Source organism: Stutzerimonas stutzeri (genome assembly GCF_009789555.1).
Lineage (GTDB): Bacteria > Pseudomonadota > Gammaproteobacteria > Pseudomonadales > Pseudomonadaceae > Stutzerimonas > Stutzerimonas stutzeri_R.
In genome coordinates, this window is sequence record NZ_CP046903.1 from 241,144 (window position 1) to 265,581 (window position 24,438).

A 24,438-nucleotide genomic window follows, 5' to 3' on the forward strand; every position below is an offset into this window, starting at 1 on the left:
AATGCCTATCGCAGCGAAGAGCTGACTGTCCAAGAGCGGTACTCGTACCGCATGGTTACCCATATCAACCACGTCTAGCTCGAAGTCCTCCAGCGCATCAACCTCTTGCGGCCCAAGGGCCGCAAGTGCTTTCCCCTCATTTGCCGGGTTGGTGGGATCGTCGTTCCGCTCCCGTCGAGTCCTTCCCCGCCTCACCGGGACCGCATTACCAGCATCAGATGACATGTTTCGGAGCCCTCAAATGATTCGCCCTGCATAAAGCAGGGCGATGTCGGTACGCGTGAATCAGCGTTGCACTACGCAACGGCTTCCGCCTTGGTTTCAACCGCTTCTTCAACCGCCGTGTCGGGCAATTCGCTGGGTGCGTCTGTGATCTCGTGTTTCTGCTCTTCCACGGCGATCTCAGCGAGCACTTCCTGGTCTTCCTGATCGTAGGCGCTCTTTTTCGCTGCCTGGCTGAGCTTGTAGATGTTGACGAACAGGCCCTTGAGCTGGCGAGACTTGAGCTGGCGGAACTGATTCGCCTCGTCCGTTTCCATGATGCCCATCAGCCAGACGGTATCTACCAGGATGATGAGGTTGTCGAACGCCAGCAGCAGATCCACGGCACGCTTGAGTTCAGGCGTAGTGATCTCGACCTGCGTCGAGCGCGGATTGTTGTGCTCAGCGCGATCAGTGATCCGCTGGGCCTTGAGCACGGCTTCGAGGCGGGCCGAGTCGTCCTTAATTTCTTTCTCGAAGTCGGCAAACAGTTTGTTCAGCGCCTTGGTAGCAGCTTTGTGCTGCTTGGTGCTCATGTTCAGCCGTGCGAGGCGCTTGCGCGAAATCACGTCAAGCGTGAAGAGAGCAAGGGAGACGTTGTTGAGCCAGGTGCCGATGTAGTTCTTGGCTTCCTGAGTCTTGAAGGTGATCGTCTGCCGCATGATTGCAGTCGAGTACGGTGCGCGCTTGGCTATAGGGGTAAGGGCCATTGGAAAAACTCCGTGATGTTGGTGGCGACACCATTTCACCAAACCGCGCAGCACAAAAAACGTCCAATCTGACAACAATGTGGTAAGCAAAAGGCTTCGTCGGGATACCGCACGTATCGGGTTGACGAAACGCGCTCGACAGCTTCAAAATTCAGCCAAGCACTCATGTTCTCCGTAGTGCTTGCGAAACATCAGCCTCATCCCCGCGCCTCAGCGCAATGAATCTTCGTCAGGTGCATGTTGCACTCGACAAGAGCCTGAACCGATCTTCGGCCAGGCAGCCCAGCATCATCATGTGAGCTGGGTACAGCCAAATCGGGGCTTCATCCGATCTAACCAACGGCAAACAGAAAGAGCGTCCCACTAGGGGCTTTTTTTGCGTGCCATAACAACCCGCAGCGGGGAAAACTCCCTGCGGGGGTTTCTCCGTCTGCAGCAAGCAAACGGAGAAATGAAATGGAAAATCTGAAGGTCAAAGTCATCCTGGGATATAGCGTCCTCGCTACCTTTCTGGGAATGATCTATCAGCCGGAAGTGGTACGTGCGCTGATGCCTCTCGCGCTTTGTGTCGTGCTTGCAGCGTTCGCGATGTACGCACCAGACATAATTCGAGCCGTCACCACCAACCTCAAGTCCCGCCGAAGCTACACCATGGCGAGCAAGACGTTTCGCGTTAAGTGCACCACCCCGGTGCCTGCACGCGTGACAGCCATCCCAAGTATCGATTACGACAACTACATCATTCCCACCTATCTGCGCTGCCAGGAGGTGAAATGATGATTCGCGTCGATTTCGATAAGCCAACCTACCTGCGGGCCAGTCTGGGCCTCGCAATACTGTCACCCCGTTCTCAGCACCTCCTTCCGGGAGCTGATGACGAGGTTGCGGAGCCAACCTTGGAACCTGTCGTCATCAACCGTCTTTTCAACGGAAGAGCACAGGTCAACACCGATGTTCAATCTGAAGAAATTCGAGGGGAGTTGATCCCCTTCAAGCCCGACGACTCCGATGATCAGGAAATCCAGTCATCTGAGAAGGGCGTTGAGTTGAGCTTCGGTGGCATCGCGGGCAAGTCAGTTACCGGCCTGTATGGCGGTAGCGGACACGCCCCTTACCGCTTCAACAAGAAAAATGGACCCTCATTTTTCTTGCGAGTCGGTGAGCACCTGATCTGGGGTGTTGAGCTGGCCCCTGAAATTCGTCGCTCCGGCGCGGAAAAGGGGGTTAGCACAATCAGCGTCACCTTCATGGGTAAAGAAGCAGTAACGGTGCTCAGGAAGGCGAATATCAAAAACGGACAACTCGAAGACGAGTGGGTACCCACCCATAAGAACCTTTGGGAGGTGAGAAAACTGTCTTGAACCCAGCGCCCGGCCGTAACAGGCCGGGTTCCTTACGATTGGAGGTCGTCATGTCAAATGTATCCTCGGGCAACTACGCCCCGGAAAAGCAAGATGTGCTCGACGCCGCAGAAGGGCGCTGGGACGACATCTTTCAGTCACTCGCTGCAGAGCTTCTTCCGTTCCAGAAACGGCCGGGATGGCATGGTCCGTGTCCTGTCCATGGCGGGGAAGATGGTTTCCGAGTGTTCAAAAAAACCGCTGATACTCACAGTGGAGGCATGTGCCAGACATGTGGTGTCAAAGCCGATGGCATTGCGCTGCTGATGTGGGTAAACAAATGGACCTTCAGCGAGGCGCTGGCTGAGGTGGGTGCGCGGTTGCGGATAAAAGATCCATACGGGCGGTATGCCGATGGTGACCGCGAGCCGCTACCCCCTAAGCCTGCTGTTCAAGCGAAAGTCCACAAAGGGCCAAGTGATGCGTGGATTCGAGAGTCACTGCGCAAGATTTGGAAGGGCACTGTACCCCTCACAGATCCTGCAGCAGAGCCGGCACGGTTGTATCTGCGCTCACGAGCAATTCTTTGTTGGGATCGTGCAGGAATGGAGCGATCCGTTCGTTTCCACCCGGCACTGACCTACAAGGATGAAAAGGGCAAGCTGCAACAGCACCCAGCAATCGTCACGTTGGTGATATCACCGGCAGGTGACGGGATAACCGTCAATCGACTGTACCTAACACCTAAAGGCGAGAAGGCACCACTGCGCGACTGCAAAATGATGTTCCCTATCCCGAGCGACCGCACACTTCCAGGTGCTGCAGTCATCACCTCGCGAGCCAGCGAGGTGATTGATGTTGCCGAGGGGTTGGAAACTTCACTGGCCATTGAAACAGCACTGGGACTCCCGGTGTGGCCAATGGTCAACACATACCTGATGGAGCAGTTCGTTCCTCCGGCCGGTACCAAGGCTGTCCGCATTTGGGCAGACAAGGATCGGAGTGGGGGTGGTAGGAAAGCCGCCGAAGCACTCAAGGTTCGGCTGTGGGAGATGGGCATCCGTGCTCAGATCAAGATGCCACCCATGGAGATTCCAGACGGTAAAAAATCGGTCGATTGGAACGATGTGCTCATTGCACTCGGACCGCTCGGCTTCATGACTCACGAGGCCCACCGCGCTACGCGGTAGGCCTCGTGCCTTTTTCAAACTGACCAGAATGTGGTTGGTTTAGACCACCTCTCCGCTATTGCCATCAGGATAATGAGCCGCACTGTTCAGTTGCCGGCATTCACGATGGCCTATACAAAACTCCCAGTTCTGCTCATTGCAACGATGCTTTCGAGTGCCAATGCGGCCACCTCCACGAAGGATGTGCAGAAAGCCGAGTCCACTCCTGCAATCGCCGGCTCGTCGTTTTACGCCGATAAGGAACGAGGGTGGTTCTGGTATGAAGAGCCAGAGCCGGAGCCAGAGCCGGAGCAACCGAAAGAGGAGCCGCCTGCTCCAACACCGCCTCCGCAGCCGACCGAGAAAGCTGAGGAGTTACCCCCTGTTGGTAGCGTCGCCTGGCTCCAGATCATGATCCCCAAGCTCAAAGAAGCCGCCATCGACGATCCATCAGAGGTGAACGTCAAGGCCTTCTACTACGCGCAGCGCCTGATGATGGACAAGGCCGAGCGGTTCTCCAGGGCGTCGATGCAGACGATCAAAAACGAGCCATTGCTGGATGAGGATCTTCGGTATCCGACATCGAACGCCGCATCGAGCGCTCTGGCCTCGGCTGCCGAAGTACAGAAGAAAGAGCTGCTGAAAATCATCGCCAACGATGCAGCGCTGATGATTTTCTTCAAGGGCCGCGACTGTGCATTGTGCGGACAGGCTATATCAGCACTGCAGGGATTGGAGCACGCATATGGCTTCACCATCATCCCTGTGTCAATGGACGGGGAGCCCCTGCCAGGAGGGGAGTATCAGAATCTGCAGTATGACGCAGGCCTGGCGAAACACCTGGGGATCATTACCACACCGGCTATCGCAATGGCGGTTCCGCCAAACGATGTTCGCATCATCAGCTACAGCACGATTTCGCTGGAGGCTGCCAGTAATCGCATCCTGCAAGCGGCAAGCGATGTTGGGTTGATCTCCAAGGAAGAGATGAACGCCACCTCTCGGCTGGCGCAGATCGGCTTGATCGCACCAGAGCAGATCGTCGATGCGCCCGCTGATCCGACCAAATCACCCGAAGACTTTGTGAACGCAATGCGCGATGCCGCAGTTCGTGCTTTCGATTTCCAGAATGGAGAAGACCAGTGAGGATTAACGCTCTCGCATTTGCCGTTGCTGTAGGAATCGCCATTCCCCTAACGGCCTCTGCCACCATCGAGCAACAGGTCAACAGCATGTTTGGCCAACTCATTAACGTGACAGGTCCTGGCTCATACAAGACCGCTTCGCGGGGTGTCGTATCGGGTGGCGGTATTGTGCTGCGAAATCGCATTACCACTTCCAACCTGATAAGCATCACGCCACCCTCTGCAAAAGGCGGCTGCGGCGGTATCAACCTTTACACAGGCTCTTTTTCATTCATCAATGGCGAGGAGTTTGTCGGGCTGATGAGAAACATCGCTTCCAACGCGGCCGGCGTCGTGAGCGGCTATGCATTTGAAGCCGCGCTGGATTACATGGATGCGTCAACTGCAAGCATCATTCGAGGGCTGCGCAACAACATCCAGCGCCTAAATGAGATGTTCTCGAATTCATGCCAATTGGCTACTGGGGTCATAGATGCCGGCAGGAAAGCATATGCCGAACATAACGATCTGAAATCGGCTGCCACTGGCATGCTTGAGAACGTAACGTCTGACTTCTTTTCATCCAAAACTGCAACTGCTACATCACCGTCAGAGCGGCTTGCAAGCGCAGGCAAGATGAAGCCGTGTTACAACACAGGCAACGTCATGTGGTGCGGCTTGCGCAAAATGGGGATCGCTTCACACCTCACTAGCGGAAACGACGAGTTTGCCGAGTTGATCATGTCGATTGTCGGTACACATATCCTTACCCTAAAAGATAATGATAAGGGTGGAAAGGAGATAACTGCGTCCCCAATCCAGCCGACTATCACAGACCGATCAATCTCCCTTTTTGTGGATGGGAGTAAGGGGTCGGACGAAAAGGTACTCAGCTGTGATTCCGATGACAAAGAGCAATGTTTGAACCCATCTGTTCGAACACTCGGCTCATTCAAAGGTTTGAAGCAACGCATCATCGATGACGTTAGAACCTCAGGTGTTTTCGACAGGCTGGCGAACGGAACAGCGTCTGAGGCTGATGGCGCAAAAGTTCAGTATTTCATGTCCAGCGCTGTTGGACACAATCTTATGCGTGTTATTCAGAAAGCTGGAGCAGCTGAGGGCTATATCTACTTTGAAGAATTTGCACATGTCATCGCCATCAACGCTGCATATGCAGCAATTATGGAGCTGATTGACGCTGCCCACGCGGGACTAACAGGCGTTGACTTCGCTGAAGCGGAAAAAATAAAAGAGGATTTGCGTGCCGCGCGGCAACGAGTCACAAGCGAGTGGACAAAAGAACTCATGAACGGAACCAATTTCCGTGATGCAGATAAGCGAGCTTCTGAGATTCTGCAATTGGCTGAGAACAATGATAATGGCAAAACAGTTCAAGGTCGTCAGAACCAGGGGGCAGGGAGCTAATTTATGTCCATGAACATTTATACGACTGGCAGCGGCGAGTTCCTTGAGATAATCCTGAACGCAAGTGCCATGATTACAGGCTCTGGATTCAGTGAGGATCTGGCGCGCATCGGCTTTCTAATTGGTTTGGTGCTGCTCAGTTTCCAAGCAATATGGAACGGCCAAGGCATTTCATTTCATAAGGCGGGTATGCTATTCGTTGTATACCTGATGCTTTACGGCCAAACAACTACTGCCGTCATTGAAGATACAACGACGAACCAAGTCCGCATTGTAGATAACCTCCCTATCGGACCTACGTTTATTGGCTCCGTCATATCAACTGTGGCCTACAATATTACGAAAACCTCAGAGCAGGCTTTTTCGACTCCATCTATGACGAACTACGGTTTGTTTAGCAGTTTGAATACACTGGCCAAAGTGCGCGACGTGCTTAGAAATCCGCTAGCGCTTGACTCATTTGTAAACTACCGGAGAAACGGTGGATGGGATCTTCCGAAAAGCGTAAATGAGTATCTGACGTTCTGTACGCTTAACCCGATCAACCTTAGAAACTATACGACTATCGACGAACTTTATCGTGGCGCCGGACTGGAATCCGTTCTTGCTGCGCCGCTTATATCGCAGTCTGCGTACATATATGACGGGCAGCCTAATGGGCGTCTGGACTCATGCACAAATATCCAGCCTCGCCTCAATGCAGCCATCCGAGAGGCGATGATGGATGTGATGGGTGAAATTCTGGATAAAGGGTTTGCAGCTGAGAAAGCTGCAGGCAAGGTTACTACGCAATTTGAACTGCAGGCGCAAATTGACCAGTCTATCCAGAGCTTTGCCATGAGCGCCAAGAGTGCTCAGGGCTACACCGAGATGTCGCTTATCCAACCAATCTTCGGTGACGCGCGTGTCAATGCGTTGAACCACTGGCAGGAACAGAATGCCGCTCTGGCACTACGAGAATCGCTTAACCATCAAGAGATCCAGTGGGCCGGGAAGGGCGACACCTTCAAGCACTATATGCGTCCCATGATCGCCTTCTTTGAAGGTCTGCTGTATGCGATGACTCCGTTCATGGCATTCGCCCTGGTACTCGGCGACAAGGGCATGTCGATTCTTGGGAAGTACATGGTGCTTCCCTTGGCAGTCGCGCTTTGGATGCCCCTGCTGAGCATCGTAAACGCCTTTACCCTCTGGTATGCCGGCGCGGAGATGCAAGCAATCTTTGACGGGTACGATGCAACCTCGCAAAGCTTTGCAATGCTTCAGTTGCTCGATATAGATCATGCCATTTCCAAAGCTCTAGGCGTCGGAGGCATGCTCGCAGCATCGGTACCGCCGCTCGCGCTCTTCATCGTCTCCGGTTCAGCCATGGTTGCAAATAGCATCATGGGACAGATGACTCAGGGCGATAAGTTCCGCACGGAAGATGTAATGCCTCGTACTAAGGATCAGGCGCCGATTATGGACACATCGGCCAGCTACACGTCTGATCAGATGACTACAGGTGCAAGCGTCACGGGCGCGCGAGCAACAGCACCTAAGTTGTCTGTGGCTGCAGGAGCTGATGCAACTGTTCAAAGCAGCCACGCAAACGCGCAACAAAAAATATCCAACCTTCAAGAGACTCTTCAAAGTGGAGCATCGCAGCTCTCTTCAAAATCTGCGGGAAGACAACAGCTTTCGCAAATTGGCGACCAGCTGCAAACGAATCTAAAGCTCGGTGAAAGCACAAATTACAATGAGGCTGTAAGGAAACTTTCCTCAGCGGGATGGAGCCAAGACGAAATTAAAGCTGGCTCAGCATCTGGCCATCTGGGCGGTTCCCTTCCAATGGGTCTGGCTGGCGGAAGGCTGGAACAGTCTGCAAAGTTTCAGCAAATGAGTTCCGAGCAGCAGCAATTAACGAAAGAGGGCGTTCTTCAGCTTCAGCAGGTTGTAGACTCCAATAGGAGCGACACAGCTACGTTTGCTGCAGCTGAAGCATTTACCCAAAATAACCAAGCCATGGAGCAGGTATCTAATAGCGATACAATCGGAAGAACGCTCACGGAAGCGAAATCGGCACAAGCTACATATACAGATACCAAGGCTTCTAGCCAGGGCTGGAGAAGCCAGCAAGACCTTGACATAGGACAGGCTGCGGGTAAGGCAATTGCAAATAGCGGCCTCACAAAACACGCGGCTGCACTGGGCATACGAGAACTTGCAGGACAGAATGAACAGGACTACGCAAGTATTCGCAACCTGATGAATTCTGCTAGTGTTCAGCAAGCCACTACGGATAATGATGAAAGAATCATTGCCGCCTCTATGCTTCATATGCAGCAAACTGGAAGAATGGGTGAGTTGGTAGACTCTCAGTTCTCTCCATTCGACTTCAAGGTTGATTCTGGAAACTCAAACGAACTTGCAGGCCTGAAAGGAGCAGCGCCCGACACCTCTGGTATGGATGATCGCTTCGAGAATGCTCGTAGGGGCGCAGCTGGCGCATTCTTAGAAATGAATGACATGAATACAAGTGGCTATCATTCTATGAAAGCCGATGGTAGAGATGTCATTGACGTTAAGGATGACGCAAATGCAGCAGTTGTTCAGGAGCACTATCAAACAGGTCTGAATAATCAGCCAACGGATCAGCCTCCCGTTGTGGATACGTTCATGAGCAATCCTGAGCCGCTTACACATCAACTCAGCGAGATGCCTCAGAATTTCTCAAATGCGGGGCAGGGCATAAAAAATGCGGCTCAGACAACTTACAGAGAGCTACAAGAAGCTGGCGAGAAATATCGGGAATCAAGTAAGCCACGAAGCCCAACGAGCATAGACTAAAAAAAGCCCGCGATGCGGGCTTTTTGTTTACCTCTGTGCGGGTATATGTGTAAACCATTTATAGAAGCTACGTCCGGCATATATAGCACAGACAAGCGCGATAAGGTCAGGAAGCCACGAAGACCTGACACCGAAAACTGCATCAAACAGTCCGATGCCAAAGATGAGGGCAACGAGGACCATGAAGGTAAACAAGAATGCGAGAACGACCCCTAGTGCCTGATACCAGACCGCTTCACGGACGTCAGGCGAACTCCCATCCCACCTTTCGGATAGGCAGAACGGGCAGCAGCTCGATACGGGGCGACCACCTCCAAGCCACCATCCCCAGCCGCCGTAGAAGCCGCGACTAAAGATTGTCTTGGGCACCATCATCTTTCCGCAGCACTGGCACTTCACTGAATCATGGCTCGGCATAGCCACCTCTTTCCACTTCAACCTTGTCATGACTACATCATCGCTCGGTATCGCAGGAACCCAAATGCTCATCGGATATCGCGCCCATAATCGCCATAGCTCTCCCTGGTAGGGAGCCCAACGAAGACGCCAGGCATTGCCTGGTCCGATAGCTCATTGCAGCCTGACTGTGAGCAATCAAGCCCTTATCTTGTTAGCACCAATGGCAGGTGCTCGCCTTTCGCCTATCTTGGATTTTGATCTGACGGCAGGAGGAGCATTCGACAACGCTAACCTCCTGAGAGCGATAACCCGACGCAAGAAGCCAGCATTCAGATGCGTCGAGAGTATCGGCCTCAGAGAAATTCAGGTACGACCAGATCAGGCGGTACTCATTGAGCGCGAGCGAAAAGACCAGCGCATTGATACGAGTCTCGGGGTTCTTGGCCAGCAGCAGGTAGATGCTCATGAAGAGCAGAGCGTGGCGAGGCATTCTCTCGATACTGCTCGAATGACTGCCGATTCGACCGCCTCCCTTCGGGCCAACACGATTCTCACGGCGCAACTTACGATGAAGGCTGTTAACGCGCTCAGGCAAGCCAACGTGGGCGGTAACGAGTTTGGGGGTCACACCATCCTTCAGCAGCCTTTCTGCGACGACATCACCACTGGTTAGCTCCGCGTTCCAATCCCGCACGCGGCCCATACGCTTACCTCCATTAGCGCGCTGGTGCTTCAGCTCGCCGAGGATAATGCGCAGGCAATCACTCAACTGTGCCTCAGGGTTGTCCGGCATCAGCTCTAGGGAAGCGAGGTCGCACCGAAGGCCAACCTTGAAGCCTCCTTTCTGAATCATCATGAGCCGTCGCAGAAAAGGTTCATGCCGGAAACGGTCGAAGCCTTCATTGTCGAACCCGATGCTGATCAGTGGGTTCGTCTTGTTAGTGATCGCGAAATTGATGGTTTCAGTGACCATGGTCAACCGGATGCATGTGCGCTCAAAAAGGTCATCATCCAGCCCTCCACGCCCAACATCCAACCTGTCATAGGAGATCCTAAAGAGAGAGATCGGAAGCCGGTCCAAAGCCTCCAGTTTTCTCCGGTTGAGCAGGTGCAGCCACATCACATCCCTTGAACTGATCCGCTGTTCCTGGAGCACATCCGGGAAGCCCTGTGGACCTGCCAGGATCATGCGGCGCATTGTCATCTGAATCAGCGCACTGTTGAGTGAGTACATTCCTTAGCTCCCCGATTTCTCTAAAGCTTGAAGTGAGCGCCAGATCATCAGGACATTCCTGGCGTATGCACGAGCGTCTGCTTCACGTTCTGGATTCATTGTGTGGTACCCACCGATGCCTAGCTCGATGTCGTTTCGCTTAACAGAAAGAGACTCGCAAAGGATCTGGGCAGCCACCGCGATATTCGTTTCTGGATCAAGCAGCATCTCAGGCGACTTTACGCGCGCACCGTTCCACCGAAGATTAATCTGCATCATGCCGACATCTGTAAGCGGATCTTCCTGAATGTAGAGCTGTAGAAGCCGTGCGGCTTCGGCCTGACTATCTGGATATTTTGAACCGCTGATTGCATTGCGTAATGCGAACGGATGGGGAGTAATTAACCCCCTCCCTGCCGGATGCCGTGACTCCTGAATCGCGAGCGAGTACAAGAGTAGTGGTGGTGCTTTGCAAGAACTCGCATTGGAAACCCGTTCCCAGACAGTTCCCTTCAAAGTGAACGCCCATACTGTAGGGCTTGCGAGTGCCACAATCAGAAGAAGTGGCATTAGCAAAATTCTATGCGGAGCCATTTGCTGTTCTCGTGATCCAATCTGGTGCTCGTTTAGCTGGCGCAACGGGGGCTACGCCATCAGTTACTTCCGCACACGTTTCAGCTGCAATGGACGGCTCGGAAATGTGACCTTTAAACGGAGCGGATGCTTCACTTCGAGCTAATTGCATTGCGGCCAAAGCGAGAAGCCGTTTCCCTCGCAACTCTGGTTTTAACGACTCCAAATGCGCGAGCAGTTCCGAATATTGCTCGCCAACCCTCACCTGAAAACGCATAGCAGACCTCATTTATCTTCTGAAAGGCGTCTCAAGACATGGCGATAATGTAGAAGCCGTTCGCGTTGCTTTTGACACTATTGGCAGGCTTAATTACCAGAGATTCGGGAAACTCAGAGCGAGCATATTCTTCGTAAATCGAGGCGCCACCGCCTCCCAAAATCACGCAGTCGATTGCGCGACCACGAAGAAAACGAAGAGATTGTTTGATTTCACCTAACACCGCAGGAATAACACGATCAGCTGCGCGCTTTAAATAAACGTCCAACTCAACCTTGCGGCCGAACATCAGGATGTAAGACCGGCCGGACTGTAGCGCATGCTCGATCTTTTCAACACCCGGAATGCCACCTTGTTCCAAGCCAATCTCTTCGTTGCAAGCCTGAAGTAGAACGCTCATTGCTTTAACGCTACTAGAGCTTGACTGCGCAACCAGTTCACGGTGATCAAATAGAACCCAATCCACACTGAAGAACGTCGGGATCAAGAACGAGCGAAACAGACTCCTCTACAACATCCGCACTATCTGATGTGCAATAAATATCGGTAAGGGTGCCGATTGGCTGTGCAACAACTACGACGGATTTGACTGTGACTTCGCGTTTTGAACTGATGCGGTGAGTACCAGTCATTGTTTCAACGAGCGCTTTAACATAGCTCTCATCTCGTGCTTGAGTGACCGGCAATCCAGTTACAAGCACGTCGATTACATCTCCACTACCTGCTGCATGTAGCAGAGATGCTTTAAACAGGGCCTGATAGGCCTCAGAACTGGTGTAATCCTCGTGTAGCTCTCGGCCTTCCTGGACCCTTCCAGGGGCAGCGAATGCAACCCAAGGCTCGCCATTTACATCAACCAGGACCTCGCCGGCCCGCAGACCTGAATCACCGGGGATAGAGGCCAGCGGTGCAGCCTGAGACGGCCTTACGAAGGATTCCGATTGCCCTACGCCGTCACCAAAGGTGCCAATTGTGTTGCTGTAACCGATATCCAGGCCCAAGAAGGTACTCATGACTCTCTCCAGAGGTAGTGCCCGTTATGCATTGGGGCAAAGTTATGTGCTTGGCGATGCCGTAGCGGAGCCGTAATGGCAACAAGGTTGCTAATTTGTCGCCTGCGAAGGGTCGAAGCGACAGATCGTTGCCAGCATGGCAGCCGATTGGCCACGGAGAGAGATTATCGAGACTAAAAACCCGCCTGTGCGGGCTAAAGGTACAAGAATCTTGTAGGTTTAGCCCGCCTAACCGCTCAGTGGTCTGCCATGCTTCTGAAAATTTTACGGTACCTGGCATGAGTCCCAAGAAGCTGCGCATCGATCACCCGCTGGATGAGCAATACCAAGCCCTTTATGAGATGGCGCTGGCTGTAGCTGAGGGGTACCTAGCCCATGCCAACTGGTTGATTGCGCGGTCTGGTGACCGAGATCTGCATACGCACCTGCTCATCTCTGTGCGGATCAGAACGCCGGGGTGCTGGTCGGCTACCTGGGCAAAGAAGGTCGATATTAAGGACACGAGCTTATCCCGCGCCGTGGGGGCCAAATTGCGGCCAACTGGCCTGGCAACAGCGGGGCGATCCGTGACCATCGATTTACCTAAAGGAGCGGGTTTCAGCTACAAACCCAGCACCTTCAAGTCATTGCCCAAGGAGGTCAGAGAGGCCGCAATGCACCACGAACGTCTTCTCGCCGACCTTCGCAAAGCTGCCCACGAAAACAGGGCGCTGTGTCGCACGATGAACAACTCAATAGCAAGGTCCAAGAAGGCTCTGGAAGCTTGCGAAGCAGCGTTATCAGCAGGTGAAAGTCTCAGAGAGGCATTCAGCTAGTAAAAGCCAGTAATGACGGGGCTTCCAGCGACTTTCCACGCTCAGTTTCCACTCTTAAAGACCAGAATTTCCACCTTCGCTGCTGAGGGTGGAAAGTGAAAGCCTCCTTAGCCATGGGTGGAAACTGTGAAAGCCAGTAATGACGCGGGTTCCAGTGACTTTCCACGCTCAGTTTCCACTCTTGAAGATCAGAATTTCCACCAACGCTGCTGAGGGTGGAAAGTGAAAGCCTCCTTAGCCATGGGTGGAAACTGTGAAAGCCAGTAATGACGCGGGTTCCAGTGACTTTCCACCTTCCAGCAACCAGGCATTATCACTTTCCAGCTACGGCGGAAAAACTGGGGTTCATGCCGTATAAATCTACAACGACTGTTCGTTTTCAGAAAAAGCGGGGGAGTCTGTGTCGCGTAGCGGATGTAGCCGATGCCAGGGAGGCAGTGGGCAGTTGGGACTGCCGCGAGAGGTGTGAAGATGGTACCACCGGGAGTGACTGAGGCGGGTGTTTTCTGATGGTGCTGGAGCTATTGGTAGGGAGCGTTTTCGCTCTGGGGGCAGGTGTCGGGGTAGCGGTCGGTACTAGGAAGATCTGGTGCGATCTGCTGGCCGAACTGAGAGGCGACATCGCCAAGGTGCGAGCACTGCATGCCCGCCTGCTTGGTGATCATCCAGGGGGCAACGATGGGAGTTGAGATTTCGCTGCTGCCGAGCTTCGGACTTTGGACCGATTCGCTCCATGGGTTTGTGCTGGCAGCTGGCATGGTGCTGACGCCGCTCACGGGTGTGGTCGTGTTGGCCCGCGTGTATCGGTATGCGCTGACGGCTTTGGTGTGGCTGCTAGGAAAGTGAGGGAGGCCGATTGGAATTCAAAGAGATAAGGGCTGGCGAGTTCTGGCCACCGATCCTTCCGAACGGGAGGTTCTTCGCTCAGGCGCCTGAGTCAGGGGTGGTACAGCAGATCCTGGAGGTAACTAACACCGGGCTGGAGTGTGGGGGTGTGAGCTTTAACTGGGGGGACATTACCGGCTTCGCAATCCAAGGAGATCAGGCAGTGCTGCTCAGCCAGAAATACCCCTCTGGCGGTTTGAAGTTCATGGTTGGAACCTGCCATTACATCGGCAGCGGGTTATCGCCTCAGCAGTACGTCAACGGCTACCCGGTCGAGTATTGCCTGATGAATCGAGTGACGTTCGAGCAGCAGCGGCTTTAACACTGTGTCGCGCAGCGGATATCCACGCTGTATGCGGGACATGGAAGGACAGTAAATATTTTCTTGGGGATGCGGTGATGAATGAAGTGAGCACCAACGAGCGGAGCAAGCAGCTATCCGAGATGCGAAAGTATCTGTGGGAGATTAATGATTCCACCACGAACGGTCCACGCGAAGAGGCCATACGCTCCAAAGCATTAATCGTCGTCGGTGGAATTTATATCCTAGTGCTTTTCCTTGTGATCACTCTGAACGTCGAGCAATGGGGACTCCCCTCATGGGTGAATGGCATTAAACTATTGATATTGTTCTGTTATATATTGGCTGGGATCAATCTATCGAATTTCACTGCGCCTATAGAAAACTGGTGCGTTAAAACATGCAATAGTAAGGGATGGTTCCAAGGCCCAACATGGAGCGACCTTCTGCGCGAGGCCTTTAATCGTTATCTACCGCTAAATAAAGAAGCTTACGAAGCGCTGAAAACCGACAGCGATAATGGCCGTCTCTCCGCAGGACGCATCAGGGAGTGGTTGGATGAAGAGCAAGTAGCGGTAATAGCAGCGCAAGTAATGGATGCCCGTAATGACAGTTCTCAAGTCCAGCTTTTCGATTCGAAGGCCTGATGCAGATGATCGAGGGCAGCAGAAACCAAAAGAAAATGAATCTCTCAAGTTTTGAGCTACCTGCAAATAGTGACCGCTTCTGGCAGCAACTGTCTCAACTGGAGGGCGATTACCCGGCTGGCGCGAACCTGGTCGAAGCCATGTTCTGCTTTCAGCGCTGCTCCAAGCTGATTCCGCTGGTTGTTCGTTCAATCAACACAGTGCTTGCAGTTCATTCTGGATGCATGGGCCTAACTCGCAAGGATCGATGCGGCGAGTTCCTGCTTGCGTGTCGTGAAGCGTATGTGAGCATGATCGAGCAATTGCGAATTGCGAGCGATGTAGAGCGCGAGACGGTTTTACTTCTGCTCGAAGGACGGCCCGGAATACGTGCGGATTATTTCCGCTCGACACGTAACGCTGGTCCTGCAGAGCTGGCAGATATGGTTTTTGGCCTTGAGGAACTTCGTAATCGGCATGGCTGATGTGGGCTTGGGATATCGCACAACCGCGCTTCACTGATCGCGCGTACTTAGATGGCGAACATGTGTCGCGAAGCGGAGGTTGTAGAAATGTCGAGTGAAGTAGATCCAGAGAAGCGCAAACGAGCCCTGGACAAGATCAAGAAGTGTTTTGCGCTGGCCAAGTCGAGCAATGCCCACGAGGCAGAAGCGGCGATGCGGCAGGCTCAGAAGCTGATGGACAAGTTCAAGCTTGAGCTTGGCGATGTACATGCATCTCGGGCAGAAGAATTCACCCTGAAAGTCGGCAAGGGCAAGAGCATGCCGGCGCGCTGGGTGCGAATGCTCGCGGCGACAGTGGCGAAGGCCTTTGGCTGTATCAATCTGTACGGCTACGGTCGATCCGGGCAGACACTGACCTTCATCGGTGATACCGGCACGTCCGAAATGGCGTCTTACGCCTACGAAGTGCTGGCTCGGCAGCTGACCGATTCACGCAGGAATTATCTTTCTGGATTTCAGTTCGCCAGCCCATCACACAAGCGCCGCGCCGGCGATCTGTACGCCGAGTCGTGGATCACCTCGGTAGCACGCCGGGTAGAGGAGTTCGCCGGAGTGTCCGAGGAGGTGGAGCGTGCCATCAGCGCCTACATGGGCAAACACCACCCGGATGTTCCGGTGGGCAAGATGAAGCGCCGCAAGGTGAGCCCGGAGGAATACGGGGCCTACCAGCAGGGGCTTGAGGATGGTGCCGGGGTTTCGCTGCACACCCCGATGGGACATGACCAGGTGGCCCAGATCGCACAACAGGCCAACGGAGGTTGAAATGAAAGGGCAGAGATTTGCGAACGCGCTCGTCGTGCCGCTGATGCTTGCGGGCGCTTTGAGCGGATGCAGCAGGGCGACGCTGCCGGATGCATACGCTGCCGATGATGACTACCTGGATATCAGGATCGGTCACCGGCAATGGGCAGCGGCTCCCACGCCGGTACTGGCAAACATCATCGTGTGCGAAGGCCAGATCCGCTTCCACAACACCCTGCAGCCCGAGCCAGTGTGCGAGGCGAGCAGCAAGGGAGCAGGGCAGGTGAACTACGCGCCGGCTCGGTTCGTGCAGCTGACAGACTGGCTGGAGCAGAACGGCTACGGCCCTGCGAGCTTCATCCACATCGACGACGATCATGCCCTCTGGGTGAGCGTGCTGAAGGGCGAGGCACAAGACCTGAATGACGCCGATTACGAAGAGTTCTTCGGCCACAAGCCGGGCTATGAGTTTTCGGGTACCGGCCCTCTGACATCTGGCGCGATTCGTCCCGTGCGCTGATGGCGTCTTCATGGACCCCAGAAAAGTCCCGCCTTGAGCGGGATTTTTTCTGCCTGCGGTTTATCCACGGAAAGCGTGGGCAACCTTGTGGATAACCTCAGGCAGGCGAGCAGATACCGAGGCGGCAGGGCGTGCTCAAGAAATGATCAGCCGGTTGGCTTGACTGACGACCAACGTCAGTAGATATTTTCTGCTGGCACTCCGGGTAGGTGCCGGCCGTCCACACGGGCAAAGCGAAAGCACTACCGACTTCACAGCAGACAACTACCGGCACCTTCGCAGGGTGCTCTTCAGTGGACACCGAGTAATCCCTTGGAGGTTTCCGTATGCAAATGCACACCCCCCTTCTTGACCTTGAGCGCGCCAAGAAGCTCGCCAAGCAGGCCAAGCACTCACACCCTGATCTGACCCATGCCCAGCGACTGGACGTGACCGCACGAGAGCACTTTGCCGTGCGCCACTACCATGAGCTGCGCAAGCGTGCATCTGATGCGGTGGCTGCGCTGTGCGCAGGGTCTGGCAGTGGCACCGTCACCTGTTCGTTATGCGGACTTCAGTTCGCGCCGGATCTGGCAGAAGACCGGATCAGCCACGAGAAAAGGCACCTGGCATTCGAGGAGGCGCTTGTGGCCCTTGGCCGATTGCCTGCTGCGTACAACGAGCGTGAGCAAGCCAAGCGTGACGGCCGGCAGATGATCGACGACGCAAACTCGGCTGAGGAAGAGTTGGCCGGCGTGGAACGGCTGCTACAGGGCTGGTTTGATCGATCTCTGTCGGCAGCAATCGGCGGCGGGTACTGGAAGCGTCACCCCGCGTTCGGCGAGTACGCCGCAATGGTGCACCACCTAGTCCGGCCCCACCTGAACCTGGCCAAGGAGCTGTTCCTGGCCAAGTACGGCGACAAGCCAGGTCACATCGAGCAGGGTCAAAGCTACTGGTACCCACCGACTCGCTGATTGGCTTGGGTGTTCCGGTATTCCTGTGATAATGGGCTCGAAACTGCCCTGTCACAGGAATCCCCAATGAGCCGAGACACCTACGAAGCGAACATCGCCTTCATCGAGCAGACCGTTAAGCGCCTGGAGCGCAACGAGGTCAGCATTGACGAGCTGGAGTCACTAGCTCAGGAGTTCGCTAAGGCCCGTGCATTCTGCGCAGACCGGCTGTCGCGCATCGAGCAAGTTGTGCAGGCAACACTGGGTACCGAAGGGGAGCGGGGCATTGAGCGTGGCTGATGAGGCTGAGGGCCACCTGAGCCTGAGTGCCTACCTGACCCAGATCCAGAAGGCGTTTCGCGCTGCGATGCCCGACAGCTGCTGGGTGGTCGCCGAGCTGAGCGACTTCAAGCGTCGCCCCAATGGGCATTGCTACATGGATATCCTCGAATCGCGAGACGGTAACGGGGTGGCCAAGGCACGGTGCACGATGTTCGCCAATGTCGCCGGCAAGGTGCTGCAGCAATGGCAAGAGGCGACCGGGGGCTTGCCGCAGGCGGGCATGAACGTACTGCTCAAAGTCAGGGCGGATTTCTCCCCTCAGTTTGGCTTCAGCCTCATGGTGACCGGCATTGACCCCAGCTACACCCTGGGCGACATGCAGGCAAAACTGCAGAAGATAATTTCCTCCCTACGTGAGCGGGGCTGGCTGGATCTGCAGCGCGGGCTACCGGCGCCGAGTGGATATTGGCGCGTGGCGGTTGTAGCGCCGCACGAGGCTGCGGGGCTGGCCGACTTCAAGCGCGACGCCGAGCAGTTGGCCGGCGCCGGCGTGTGTCAGTTCGAATATTTCGCAGCGACCTTCCAGGGCAAGGATTGCTCCGAGAGCATTCGCGATGCGCTGCGGCAGGTTCATGAGCGTCACCAGGCTCAGGGCTTCGATGCGGTCGCAATCATTCGCGGAGGCGGCGCGAAGAGCGATCTGGCCTGGCTTAACGATGCGAACCTCGCGGCGTGGGTATGCCGGCTGCCGGTGCCCGTGTTCACCGGCATCGGTCACGAGGTGGACGAATGCGTGCTCGATCTGGTTGCGCACCGGCGTTTCGACACACCGTCCAAGGTGATCGGGTTCATCAAGACGGCGCTCATGTCCGAGGCATCGGCGGCGCGGGCGCGGGCAGAGCAGGCGAACGCCCTGATTCAGCGGCTTGTGGCGGGGCAGGGGCCGTACCTGGATCGTGCATGGGGCTACTTCAGCCGGCGTGTGGTTGAGCGGCTTCATGCCGAGCACCGAAACCTGCTGGACCGTCAGTCGCGGTTTGACAGCGGCCGAGCCCGGCTCATTACCCAGCAGCAGGCCGAGCAGCAGGCTGCGCAGGATCGCTTTTCACGCTTGACCCTTGGTCTGATCGCCAGTGAGCGACAGAAGGCCCTTCTGGGCGCTTCCAGGGCCTCCGCTCAGTCGCTCGCCCTGATCGCACGGGAAAATGCTCGTTTGGCGCTGGCGGGTACCCTCTACGACAAGACCAACCCGCTCGCACTGCTGAGCCGGGGATTTGCCCTGATCCGTTCCCCTGGTGGGGAAATCGTTACCAGTGCACAGCAGGCACGGGCAGCCGGCCGGCTGGATCTGGCCTTTGCAGATGGCCACCTGAGCGCAACAGTCACTGAATCAACCAATGGAGCACAGACGACATGAACCCGGGGTCATGCCGAGATAAGGCAAAAATTAGGACATTCGTTCTCTAAATTATTGTATTTAAACGAATATTAGAATCCCTTCTCAGCAAAGACTGCTTCGCGCCCAATCGCTTCAGCCATCCATGGAGGAAGCTTGGATCTATGCGATTTCAAGACCTGCCAATCGCTATTCGACAGGCACGTGCGCAGCTTCGCGACTGCCTCTTGGGCGTGGGGTTTGCCCAACCAGGCAAGTGCACGTACAGCGTCGCCAGCAATGGTCGCTCCGAGGGCGACCTGCCACTGTGGCGCATGTTCGATTCTCACCTGAATTTTGCCTAATTGCAGGGTTCTCGGCCGTCCGCTGGTGATAAATACTTCCTTAATCGACACCTGCTGCGTCAGCCCTAGAAGGGGTCATGCCGAGATAAAGGGAAAATTCACTCACTTCCCTCCTATCCGCATGTTTTATAAAGACTTTTCAGGACGTAACTGAGTCTTGCCGAGATAAGGCAAAATTAGGACATTCGTTCTCTAAATTATTGTATTTAAACGAGCATCAGAAGCCCTGCTCAGCAAAGACTGCTTCGCGCCCAATCGCTTCAGCCATCCATTGAGGAAGGTTTGATCTATGCGATATCAAAATCTGCCAATCGTTACTCGACAGGCACGTGCGCAGCTTGGCGACTGCCTCTGGGGCGTGGGGTTTCCCCAGCCAGGCAAGCGCACGTACAGCGTCGCCAGCAATGGTTGTTCCGAGGGCGATTTGCCAATGCGGCGCATGCTCGATTCTCACCTGAGCCTTGCCTAGCTGCAGGGTTCTCGGCCGTCCGCCGGTAACAAATACCTCCCTAATCGACACCTGTTGCGTTAGCCCTAGAAGGTTCGCTGCGCGGGCACCGCTTAACGCGATTACCTGATGGCTTTTCGAAGCTATCGCACTGATAACCTTCTCCGTCGCCGGCGCGCGTTTGCCGAAGCGCCCGGTGACCGGCGCCACATAGAGGCCGCGTGAAATCCGCATTAACTCCCCGCCCTTGGCTAATCGAGAGAATGCTTGGTCCACCGAAGCACGGTCAGCCAAGTGAAGGAATTCGTTTGGTGCAAGGATGCCTCCTTCAGGAAGAAGCCTGCTGTGTTCGATGATTGCCGCGGAAAGGGATTTCATGGATGGCTGGTTTTTGAAATATGTCAGAAACCTAGCAACAATCCTGACACTGATCAACGAACTGCGGCGCGGCAATCGGCAGTCGGAATAGGATTCGCGCCCAATCGCTACAGCCATCCAGAGAGAAAGGACGGATCAGTCGCTTGGTTGCACTCGCAGAAGAGCGTCGAACACGATTCGCAACCCGCCTGGGCGGTTAATAATTGATCAATTATCTATGTCGAGATAATTGCAGATAATTCCCGCAATCCGTGGCCGACTCGAGATCGAAAAATTGGAAAAAAGGACGAATTAGAGGGCCTGCGGAGGCTGCCAGCTAGCCGACAGGCACCGGCTCTGAATAGCCTGTCTTCACGTCCTGAGTGGCGGCGTAATGGCGGGTTTGGAAAGCCAGGACATCCTGCATCTGCTTGCTGACGTCTTCCTCCAGCCCCCATTCATAGGCCAGCTTGTCGAGCTTGTAGCGAGAGACCAACTGGGTCGCCCGCGGCGAGCGTTCAGCCGGTTTCAGGTTCGACCAGCTGCTGACAAAGCCTTTTAGACGCGCGGCTTTTTCCGTTGATACACAGGGAAAGCGACGCAGCAGGTCGACCAGATAGAGGGCTCGCAGCTTCTGTTCAGGCTTGCGCAGCTTGCCCGCCACTTCACGCTGCAGTACCGGCACGAGGTCGCGCTCTTCGTACCACAACTGTTTGGCGAGCTCCACAAGAGCATCGGACGCAACTTGGCTAAGGCGCTGCTGGGTGACAGTCTCCAGGAGCGCGCCAAAGCTTTGTTTACGATCCAGACGTGGCATCTCGCCCATCCTCCAGGTACTTCGCTGTGACCAGCTTCAGGCAGCCTAGCATTGCGCTTCGGTTGCCCACGGCATAATCGATTGCCTCTGTTGCCAGTGTAACAAACTGGCCGACATCGACACGGCCACAAGAGCAGTGGTTGCTGACAGACTGCTGCAGCAATTATTTGAAACGCATGATTGCTAACGTCACGACGCATAGGGCTGATCTAGTATGTTGCTACTGCAGCACACTGTATCGCTGATTTTAGAGGACCCGTGCCGTGACATTTATAACGTTTGCTTATCTAATCGCAGGCCTTGTGCTCCTTGTGTTTGGCGCAGAGGTATTGGTGCGCGGCGCGGCAAAGCTGGCCGCCCAATTCGGTATTTCCCCGCTGATTATTGGCTTAACGGTGGTTGCGTTCGGCACCAGTGCGCCTGAGACCGCGGTGAGCGTGCAGGCGGCACTTGCGGGCAGTGGCGATATTGCAATCGGCAATGTGGTCGGCAGTAACATCGCCAACGTCTTGTTCATTTTGGGTCTCACGGCGCTAATCGCGCCCTTGATCGTCTCCCGTCAATTGATCCGCCTTGATGTGCCGATCATGATCGGTGCCAGTCTGGTCACCTATGCATTGGCGTGGGACGGCACGCTTAGCCGTCTCGATGGAACGTTGCTGTTCGCCGCGATAATCGGCTACACGCTGTTCCTCATTCAAAGCAGCCGCCGCGCGAATGCCGAGGCCGCCGCAAGCGACGAGTTTGCCAAAGAGTTCAGCGCCGACGCGCACCCCAAGCGCTACTCCAGCTTCATCAATGCAGGTCTGGTCATCGTTGGCCTGGTCTTGTTGGTGGTCGGCTCCAACTTCCTGGTGGAGGGCGCCGTATCGCTGGCGCGCGCGCTGGGGTTGTCAGAATTGGTGATCGGCTTGACGGTGATTGCCGTTGGCACCTCCCTGCCGGAGCTGGCCACCTCGATACTTGCAGCAATTCGGGGCGAGCGGGACATCGCGGTGGGCAACATCGTTGGCAGCAACATTTTCAATTTGCTTTGCGTGCTGGGGCTGTCGGCGCTAGTCGCACCGCAGGACGTTGCGGTGGCGGCGAGTGCCCTGGCGTTCGATTTTCCGGTGATGATTGCGGTGGCGCTGGCGTGTCTGCCTATATTTTTCACTGGCTACAGCATCAGTCGCTGGGAAGGTCTGCTGTTCCTGGCCTATTACATCGCTTATACCGCCTATCTGGTCATGACAAGCGCTGGCGAGTCGTTCGCTGAAACCTTCGGCGATGCAATGATGGGCTATGTACTGCCGCTGACTGCGGTGACGTTATTGGTGATCGCCAGCCAGGCTTGGAAGAAGCAGCGAGGCTAAGCGGATATCCACCCACAGATCGAGTGAAGCCCATGCCGTGCATTCGGCTTATTGCCGCTCCGGTCGAGCTTGGGCGGGCAGCAAACGGAGCCTCGCTCAATGGCCAGTGACTAGACTTTCCCGTTCGCCTCCTCGTCTCGTGGCTTGGCCCGTCCCGTCAGAAGGGTGTTGGGGTTCGAATAGTCGGTTGTACGCGCAGCGCGATCTCTTTCAGCATTGCGATAGTCGAGCAGGACCCCGGTACCCAAGACACCCAAGCTGAGGATGGTGCAAAGGACTATGTGATAGGCGTTCATGTAGAAGCTCACGAGAGGTAGGAAGAAGGTGTGATCGATAGTGATCGAGGCGTATCCCACTCCTATTTCGAACGGCGATCAACTGGTTTTTCGAGCAATGACGCGGGCGGCTTGACGTCGAGTTTGAGTTGAATCGTCTTGAAACAAATAGCCCAGGCTTGCTGCTCTCTGCGATGAGGGGTTCCGGATATGCTCTCGCCGCCTTGGTCCTCTGTTTCGGGACCGTCATCATCACATCCTAACCCTCGAGACCCTTGATGGAATCGCTTATCCAGCTGTTCTCCGAACCCACCACCTGGGTGGCCCTGGCCACCTTGATCGCGATGGAGGTGGTTCTCGGTATTGATAACCTGATCTTCATTTCGATTTTAACCAACAAGCTTCCCGAGCATCAGCGGGAGCGAGCGCGGCGCATCGGTATCGGCCTCGCGCTGATCCTGCGCTTGGGCCTGCTTGGCACAGTGGCGTGGATCGTTCAGCTCACCGAGCCGGTAGTCGAGCTGTTTGGCAATGCCTTGTCGTGGAAAGACATGATCCTCATTGCAGGCGGTCTGTTTCTACTTTGGAAGGCCACCAAAGAAATTCACCACAGCATGGACCCTACGCCGGGCGGGGACATGTTTGAAGGCAAGCCTTTGGAGAACGCTGCGGTGATGGGCTTTAGCGCCGCGATCGCACAGATCCTGCTGCTCGATCTGGTGTTCTCGGTCGACAGCATCATCACGGCGGTAGGCATGACTGACCATGTGGCGATCATGGTCATCGCGGTCGTTGTCGCAGTAACCGTGATGCTGGTCGCGGCCAACCCGCTGGCTAAGTTCATCAACGACAATCCGACCGTAGTGATGCTTGCCCTAGGCTTCCTGCTCATGATCGGAATGACGCTGATCGCAGAGGGTTTCGGTGCCCACGTCCCCAAGGGCTATGTGTATGCCGCCATGGCGTTCTCCGCTGGCGTTGAGGTGCTGAACATGTTGGCGCGGCGCGCCAATCAAAAAAAGGCAGCACTGCCTCGAGAGTAATCGGCGGCCGTACTGTTCAATAAACGCCGGTGCCTGCAATCGGGCACCGGTCCAGCCGAGACTATTACGAATCGGCGAAAGTCTTCTGCTTCACACCTCTGCTCCCTACCATCGGCTCGTCCCAGCCGCGCAACGCTGCTGGTAGATAAGTGGCACTCGGTGTGGGCCCACCGCCTGCTTTCGTATCGCCATGCTCCACCGGCAACGTTCATCCTGCTTCTCGCTTCTCTCACCTGAACTTACGCCGACCAGCACCGGCGGGTCTTGTCCGTTGCGCTTGGTCTGCGCCGCGACAATTCTGGCGGAACTCCGCCCTCACACCCTGAGTAAAGGCGGAAATCCGCCCTGTCTTTAGGTGTTATCCCCGCGGGTTGCCGTGCTTCTTCTCCACATGGCTGATTGGCTCCGCGGCTGGGAGCGAGCGCTTTCATGCCGAGC

26 protein-coding genes are annotated in these 24,438 nt (G+C 55.2%); 18 read left to right on the plus strand and 8 right to left on the minus strand.

What is annotated here, in order from left to right; genetic code table 11:
* Nucleotides 1-296 precede the first annotated feature (296 nt).
* Nucleotides 297-971 carry a DUF1845 domain-containing protein gene (locus tag GQA94_RS23085; RefSeq protein WP_125878296.1) on the minus strand — a complete coding sequence of 225 codons (675 nt, stop codon included), beginning with the start codon at nucleotides 969-971 and terminating at the stop codon, nucleotides 297-299.
* Nucleotides 972-1,427: 456 nt separating this feature from the next.
* Here GQA94_RS23085 and GQA94_RS23090 point away from each other — a divergent pair, with 456 nt between their 5' ends.
* From GQA94_RS23090 to GQA94_RS23115, 6 genes are all read left to right on the plus strand, one after another.
* Nucleotides 1,428-1,748 carry a hypothetical protein gene (locus GQA94_RS23090; RefSeq protein ID WP_019406563.1) on the plus strand — a complete coding sequence of 107 codons (321 nt, stop codon included), beginning with the start codon at nucleotides 1,428-1,430 and terminating at the stop codon, nucleotides 1,746-1,748.
* On the plus strand, nucleotides 1,745-2,332 hold the full coding sequence (locus GQA94_RS23095; RefSeq protein WP_019406564.1) for a hypothetical protein: 588 nt from the start codon (nucleotides 1,745-1,747) through the stop codon (nucleotides 2,330-2,332). The genes GQA94_RS23090 and GQA94_RS23095 overlap by 4 nt, the downstream gene beginning before the upstream one ends.
* Nucleotides 2,333-2,382: 50 nt before the next feature.
* The gene (locus tag GQA94_RS23100) at nucleotides 2,383-3,501 is read left to right on the plus strand and encodes a DUF7146 domain-containing protein (RefSeq protein ID WP_080587306.1); all 1,119 of its coding nucleotides are present in this window, start codon (nucleotides 2,383-2,385) and stop codon (nucleotides 3,499-3,501) included.
* A gap of 72 nt (nucleotides 3,502-3,573) precedes the next feature.
* Nucleotides 3,574-4,626 (plus strand): conjugal transfer protein TraF, encoded by a 1,053-nt coding sequence (gene traF / locus GQA94_RS23105; protein ID WP_019406566.1) that lies wholly within the window; start codon nucleotides 3,574-3,576, stop codon nucleotides 4,624-4,626.
* Nucleotides 4,623-6,032: a conjugal transfer protein TraH gene (locus tag GQA94_RS23110; RefSeq protein WP_019406567.1), complete on the plus strand. Its 1,410-nt coding sequence runs from the start codon at nucleotides 4,623-4,625 to the stop codon at nucleotides 6,030-6,032. The genes traF and GQA94_RS23110 overlap by 4 nt, the downstream gene beginning before the upstream one ends.
* Nucleotides 6,033-6,035: 3 nt before the next feature.
* Nucleotides 6,036-8,861 carry a conjugal transfer protein TraG N-terminal domain-containing protein gene (locus GQA94_RS23115; RefSeq protein WP_158190237.1) on the plus strand — a complete coding sequence of 942 codons (2,826 nt, stop codon included), beginning with the start codon at nucleotides 6,036-6,038 and terminating at the stop codon, nucleotides 8,859-8,861.
* A 610-nt stretch (nucleotides 8,862-9,471) separates the two neighbouring features.
* Here GQA94_RS23115 and GQA94_RS23120 read toward each other — a convergent pair.
* The 4 genes from GQA94_RS23120 to GQA94_RS23510 form a co-directional block, all read right to left on the minus strand.
* Nucleotides 9,472-10,494 (minus strand): hypothetical protein, encoded by a 1,023-nt coding sequence (locus GQA94_RS23120; RefSeq protein WP_125869359.1) that lies wholly within the window; start codon nucleotides 10,492-10,494, stop codon nucleotides 9,472-9,474.
* Between the two features lie 3 nt (nucleotides 10,495-10,497).
* Nucleotides 10,498-11,043, minus strand: coding sequence for a transglycosylase SLT domain-containing protein (locus GQA94_RS23125; protein WP_037002714.1), 546 nt, complete (start codon nucleotides 11,041-11,043; stop codon nucleotides 10,498-10,500).
* A 311-nt stretch (nucleotides 11,044-11,354) separates the two neighbouring features.
* A complete protein-coding gene (locus GQA94_RS23505) occupies nucleotides 11,355-11,723 on the minus strand; it encodes a hypothetical protein (RefSeq protein WP_019406840.1) in 369 nt (122 codons plus the stop codon).
* A gap of 46 nt (nucleotides 11,724-11,769) precedes the next feature.
* On the minus strand, nucleotides 11,770-12,336 hold the full coding sequence (locus tag GQA94_RS23510) for a hypothetical protein (RefSeq protein ID WP_233270281.1): 567 nt from the start codon (nucleotides 12,334-12,336) through the stop codon (nucleotides 11,770-11,772).
* A 278-nt stretch (nucleotides 12,337-12,614) separates the two neighbouring features.
* On the opposite strand from GQA94_RS23510, the gene GQA94_RS23135 reads away from it, so the two are divergent.
* The 10 genes from GQA94_RS23135 (at nucleotide 12,615) to xseA (ending at nucleotide 19,382) form a co-directional block, all read left to right on the plus strand.
* A complete protein-coding gene (locus GQA94_RS23135) occupies nucleotides 12,615-13,151 on the plus strand; it encodes a hypothetical protein (RefSeq protein ID WP_019406841.1) in 537 nt (178 codons plus the stop codon).
* Between the two features lie 642 nt (nucleotides 13,152-13,793).
* A complete protein-coding gene (locus tag GQA94_RS23140; protein ID WP_044316133.1) occupies nucleotides 13,794-13,997 on the plus strand; it encodes a hypothetical protein in 204 nt (67 codons plus the stop codon).
* 10 nt (nucleotides 13,998-14,007) lie between these two features.
* Nucleotides 14,008-14,358, plus strand: a complete 351-nt coding sequence (locus GQA94_RS23145) for a hypothetical protein (RefSeq protein ID WP_063542746.1) — start codon at nucleotides 14,008-14,010, stop codon at nucleotides 14,356-14,358.
* Nucleotides 14,359-14,435: 77 nt separating this feature from the next.
* Nucleotides 14,436-14,984 carry a hypothetical protein gene (locus tag GQA94_RS23150; RefSeq protein WP_063542748.1) on the plus strand — a complete coding sequence of 183 codons (549 nt, stop codon included), beginning with the start codon at nucleotides 14,436-14,438 and terminating at the stop codon, nucleotides 14,982-14,984.
* Nucleotides 14,984-15,448 (plus strand): hypothetical protein, encoded by a 465-nt coding sequence (locus GQA94_RS23155; RefSeq protein ID WP_063542750.1) that lies wholly within the window; start codon nucleotides 14,984-14,986, stop codon nucleotides 15,446-15,448. Before GQA94_RS23150 ends, GQA94_RS23155 begins: the two co-directional genes overlap by 1 nt.
* Nucleotides 15,449-15,535: 87 nt before the next feature.
* Complete coding sequence (locus tag GQA94_RS23160; protein WP_063542752.1) at nucleotides 15,536-16,249, plus strand: DUF2786 domain-containing protein; 714 nt, start codon at nucleotides 15,536-15,538, stop codon at nucleotides 16,247-16,249.
* Nucleotide 16,250: 1 nt separating this feature from the next.
* Nucleotides 16,251-16,748, plus strand: a complete 498-nt coding sequence (locus GQA94_RS23165; RefSeq protein ID WP_063542754.1) for a hypothetical protein — start codon at nucleotides 16,251-16,253, stop codon at nucleotides 16,746-16,748.
* A 326-nt stretch (nucleotides 16,749-17,074) separates the two neighbouring features.
* A complete protein-coding gene (locus tag GQA94_RS23170) occupies nucleotides 17,075-17,704 on the plus strand; it encodes a hypothetical protein (protein ID WP_063542756.1) in 630 nt (209 codons plus the stop codon).
* Nucleotides 17,705-17,770: 66 nt separating this feature from the next.
* Nucleotides 17,771-17,983, plus strand: coding sequence for an exodeoxyribonuclease VII small subunit (locus GQA94_RS23175; RefSeq protein WP_019406848.1), 213 nt, complete (start codon nucleotides 17,771-17,773; stop codon nucleotides 17,981-17,983).
* On the plus strand, nucleotides 17,976-19,382 hold the full coding sequence (xseA, locus tag GQA94_RS23180; RefSeq protein ID WP_231098860.1) for an exodeoxyribonuclease VII large subunit: 1,407 nt from the start codon (nucleotides 17,976-17,978) through the stop codon (nucleotides 19,380-19,382). The genes GQA94_RS23175 and xseA overlap by 8 nt, the downstream gene beginning before the upstream one ends.
* A 71-nt stretch (nucleotides 19,383-19,453) precedes the next feature.
* Here xseA and GQA94_RS23675 read toward each other — a convergent pair whose 3' ends face one another.
* The 3 genes from GQA94_RS23675 to GQA94_RS23190 form a co-directional block, all read right to left on the minus strand.
* Nucleotides 19,454-19,768: a hypothetical protein gene (locus GQA94_RS23675; protein WP_224490795.1), complete on the minus strand. Its 315-nt coding sequence runs from the start codon at nucleotides 19,766-19,768 to the stop codon at nucleotides 19,454-19,456.
* 154 nt (nucleotides 19,769-19,922) lie between these two features.
* Nucleotides 19,923-20,531, minus strand: coding sequence for a DUF6088 family protein (locus GQA94_RS23185; protein ID WP_045735839.1), 609 nt, complete (start codon nucleotides 20,529-20,531; stop codon nucleotides 19,923-19,925).
* Between the two features lie 316 nt (nucleotides 20,532-20,847).
* Nucleotides 20,848-21,327 (minus strand): hypothetical protein, encoded by a 480-nt coding sequence (locus GQA94_RS23190; protein ID WP_063543707.1) that lies wholly within the window; start codon nucleotides 21,325-21,327, stop codon nucleotides 20,848-20,850.
* Nucleotides 21,328-21,590: 263 nt separating this feature from the next.
* Between GQA94_RS23190 and GQA94_RS23195 the strand changes: the two genes are divergently transcribed.
* Entirely contained in the window at nucleotides 21,591-22,682 is a 1,092-nt protein-coding gene (locus tag GQA94_RS23195; RefSeq protein ID WP_017244578.1) for a calcium/sodium antiporter, read from the plus strand.
* Between the two features lie 553 nt (nucleotides 22,683-23,235).
* Nucleotides 23,236-24,000 (plus strand): TerC family protein, encoded by a 765-nt coding sequence (locus GQA94_RS23200; protein WP_017244576.1) that lies wholly within the window; start codon nucleotides 23,236-23,238, stop codon nucleotides 23,998-24,000.
* The last annotated feature ends 438 nt before the right edge of the window (nucleotides 24,001-24,438 follow it).

What these genes read in the sequence shown, in the direction of transcription:
- GQA94_RS23085 (WP_125878296.1), bottom strand. Translation starts at nt 971, where the DNA reads ATGGCCCTTACCCCTATAGCCAAGCGCGCACCGTACTCGACTGCAATC.
- GQA94_RS23090 (WP_019406563.1), top strand. Translation starts at nt 1,428, where the DNA reads ATGGAAAATCTGAAGGTCAAAGTCATCCTGGGATATAGCGTCCTCGCT.
- GQA94_RS23095 (WP_019406564.1), top strand. Translation starts at nt 1,745, where the DNA reads ATGATGATTCGCGTCGATTTCGATAAGCCAACCTACCTGCGGGCCAGT.
- GQA94_RS23100 (WP_080587306.1), top strand. Translation starts at nt 2,383, where the DNA reads ATGTCAAATGTATCCTCGGGCAACTACGCCCCGGAAAAGCAAGATGTG.
- traF (WP_019406566.1), top strand. Translation starts at nt 3,574, where the DNA reads ATGAGCCGCACTGTTCAGTTGCCGGCATTCACGATGGCCTATACAAAA.
- GQA94_RS23115 (WP_158190237.1), top strand. Translation starts at nt 6,036, where the DNA reads ATGTCCATGAACATTTATACGACTGGCAGCGGCGAGTTCCTTGAGATA.
- GQA94_RS23120 (WP_125869359.1), bottom strand. Translation starts at nt 10,494, where the DNA reads ATGTACTCACTCAACAGTGCGCTGATTCAGATGACAATGCGCCGCATG.
- GQA94_RS23125 (WP_037002714.1), bottom strand. Translation starts at nt 11,043, where the DNA reads ATGCCACTTCTTCTGATTGTGGCACTCGCAAGCCCTACAGTATGGGCG.
- GQA94_RS23505 (WP_019406840.1), bottom strand. Translation starts at nt 11,723, where the DNA reads ATGAGCGTTCTACTTCAGGCTTGCAACGAAGAGATTGGCTTGGAACAA.
- GQA94_RS23510 (WP_233270281.1), bottom strand. Translation starts at nt 12,336, where the DNA reads ATGAGTACCTTCTTGGGCCTGGATATCGGTTACAGCAACACAATTGGC.
- GQA94_RS23135 (WP_019406841.1), top strand. Translation starts at nt 12,615, where the DNA reads ATGAGTCCCAAGAAGCTGCGCATCGATCACCCGCTGGATGAGCAATAC.
- GQA94_RS23140 (WP_044316133.1), top strand. Translation starts at nt 13,794, where the DNA reads ATGCCCGCCTGCTTGGTGATCATCCAGGGGGCAACGATGGGAGTTGAG.
- GQA94_RS23150 (WP_063542748.1), top strand. Translation starts at nt 14,436, where the DNA reads ATGAATGAAGTGAGCACCAACGAGCGGAGCAAGCAGCTATCCGAGATG.
- GQA94_RS23155 (WP_063542750.1), top strand. Translation starts at nt 14,984, where the DNA reads ATGCAGATGATCGAGGGCAGCAGAAACCAAAAGAAAATGAATCTCTCA.
- GQA94_RS23160 (WP_063542752.1), top strand. Translation starts at nt 15,536, where the DNA reads ATGTCGAGTGAAGTAGATCCAGAGAAGCGCAAACGAGCCCTGGACAAG.
- GQA94_RS23165 (WP_063542754.1), top strand. Translation starts at nt 16,251, where the DNA reads ATGAAAGGGCAGAGATTTGCGAACGCGCTCGTCGTGCCGCTGATGCTT.
- GQA94_RS23170 (WP_063542756.1), top strand. Translation starts at nt 17,075, where the DNA reads ATGCAAATGCACACCCCCCTTCTTGACCTTGAGCGCGCCAAGAAGCTC.
- GQA94_RS23175 (WP_019406848.1), top strand. Translation starts at nt 17,771, where the DNA reads ATGAGCCGAGACACCTACGAAGCGAACATCGCCTTCATCGAGCAGACC.
- GQA94_RS23185 (WP_045735839.1), bottom strand. Translation starts at nt 20,531, where the DNA reads ATGAAATCCCTTTCCGCGGCAATCATCGAACACAGCAGGCTTCTTCCT.
- GQA94_RS23190 (WP_063543707.1), bottom strand. Translation starts at nt 21,327, where the DNA reads ATGCCACGTCTGGATCGTAAACAAAGCTTTGGCGCGCTCCTGGAGACT.
- GQA94_RS23200 (WP_017244576.1), top strand. Translation starts at nt 23,236, where the DNA reads ATGGAATCGCTTATCCAGCTGTTCTCCGAACCCACCACCTGGGTGGCC.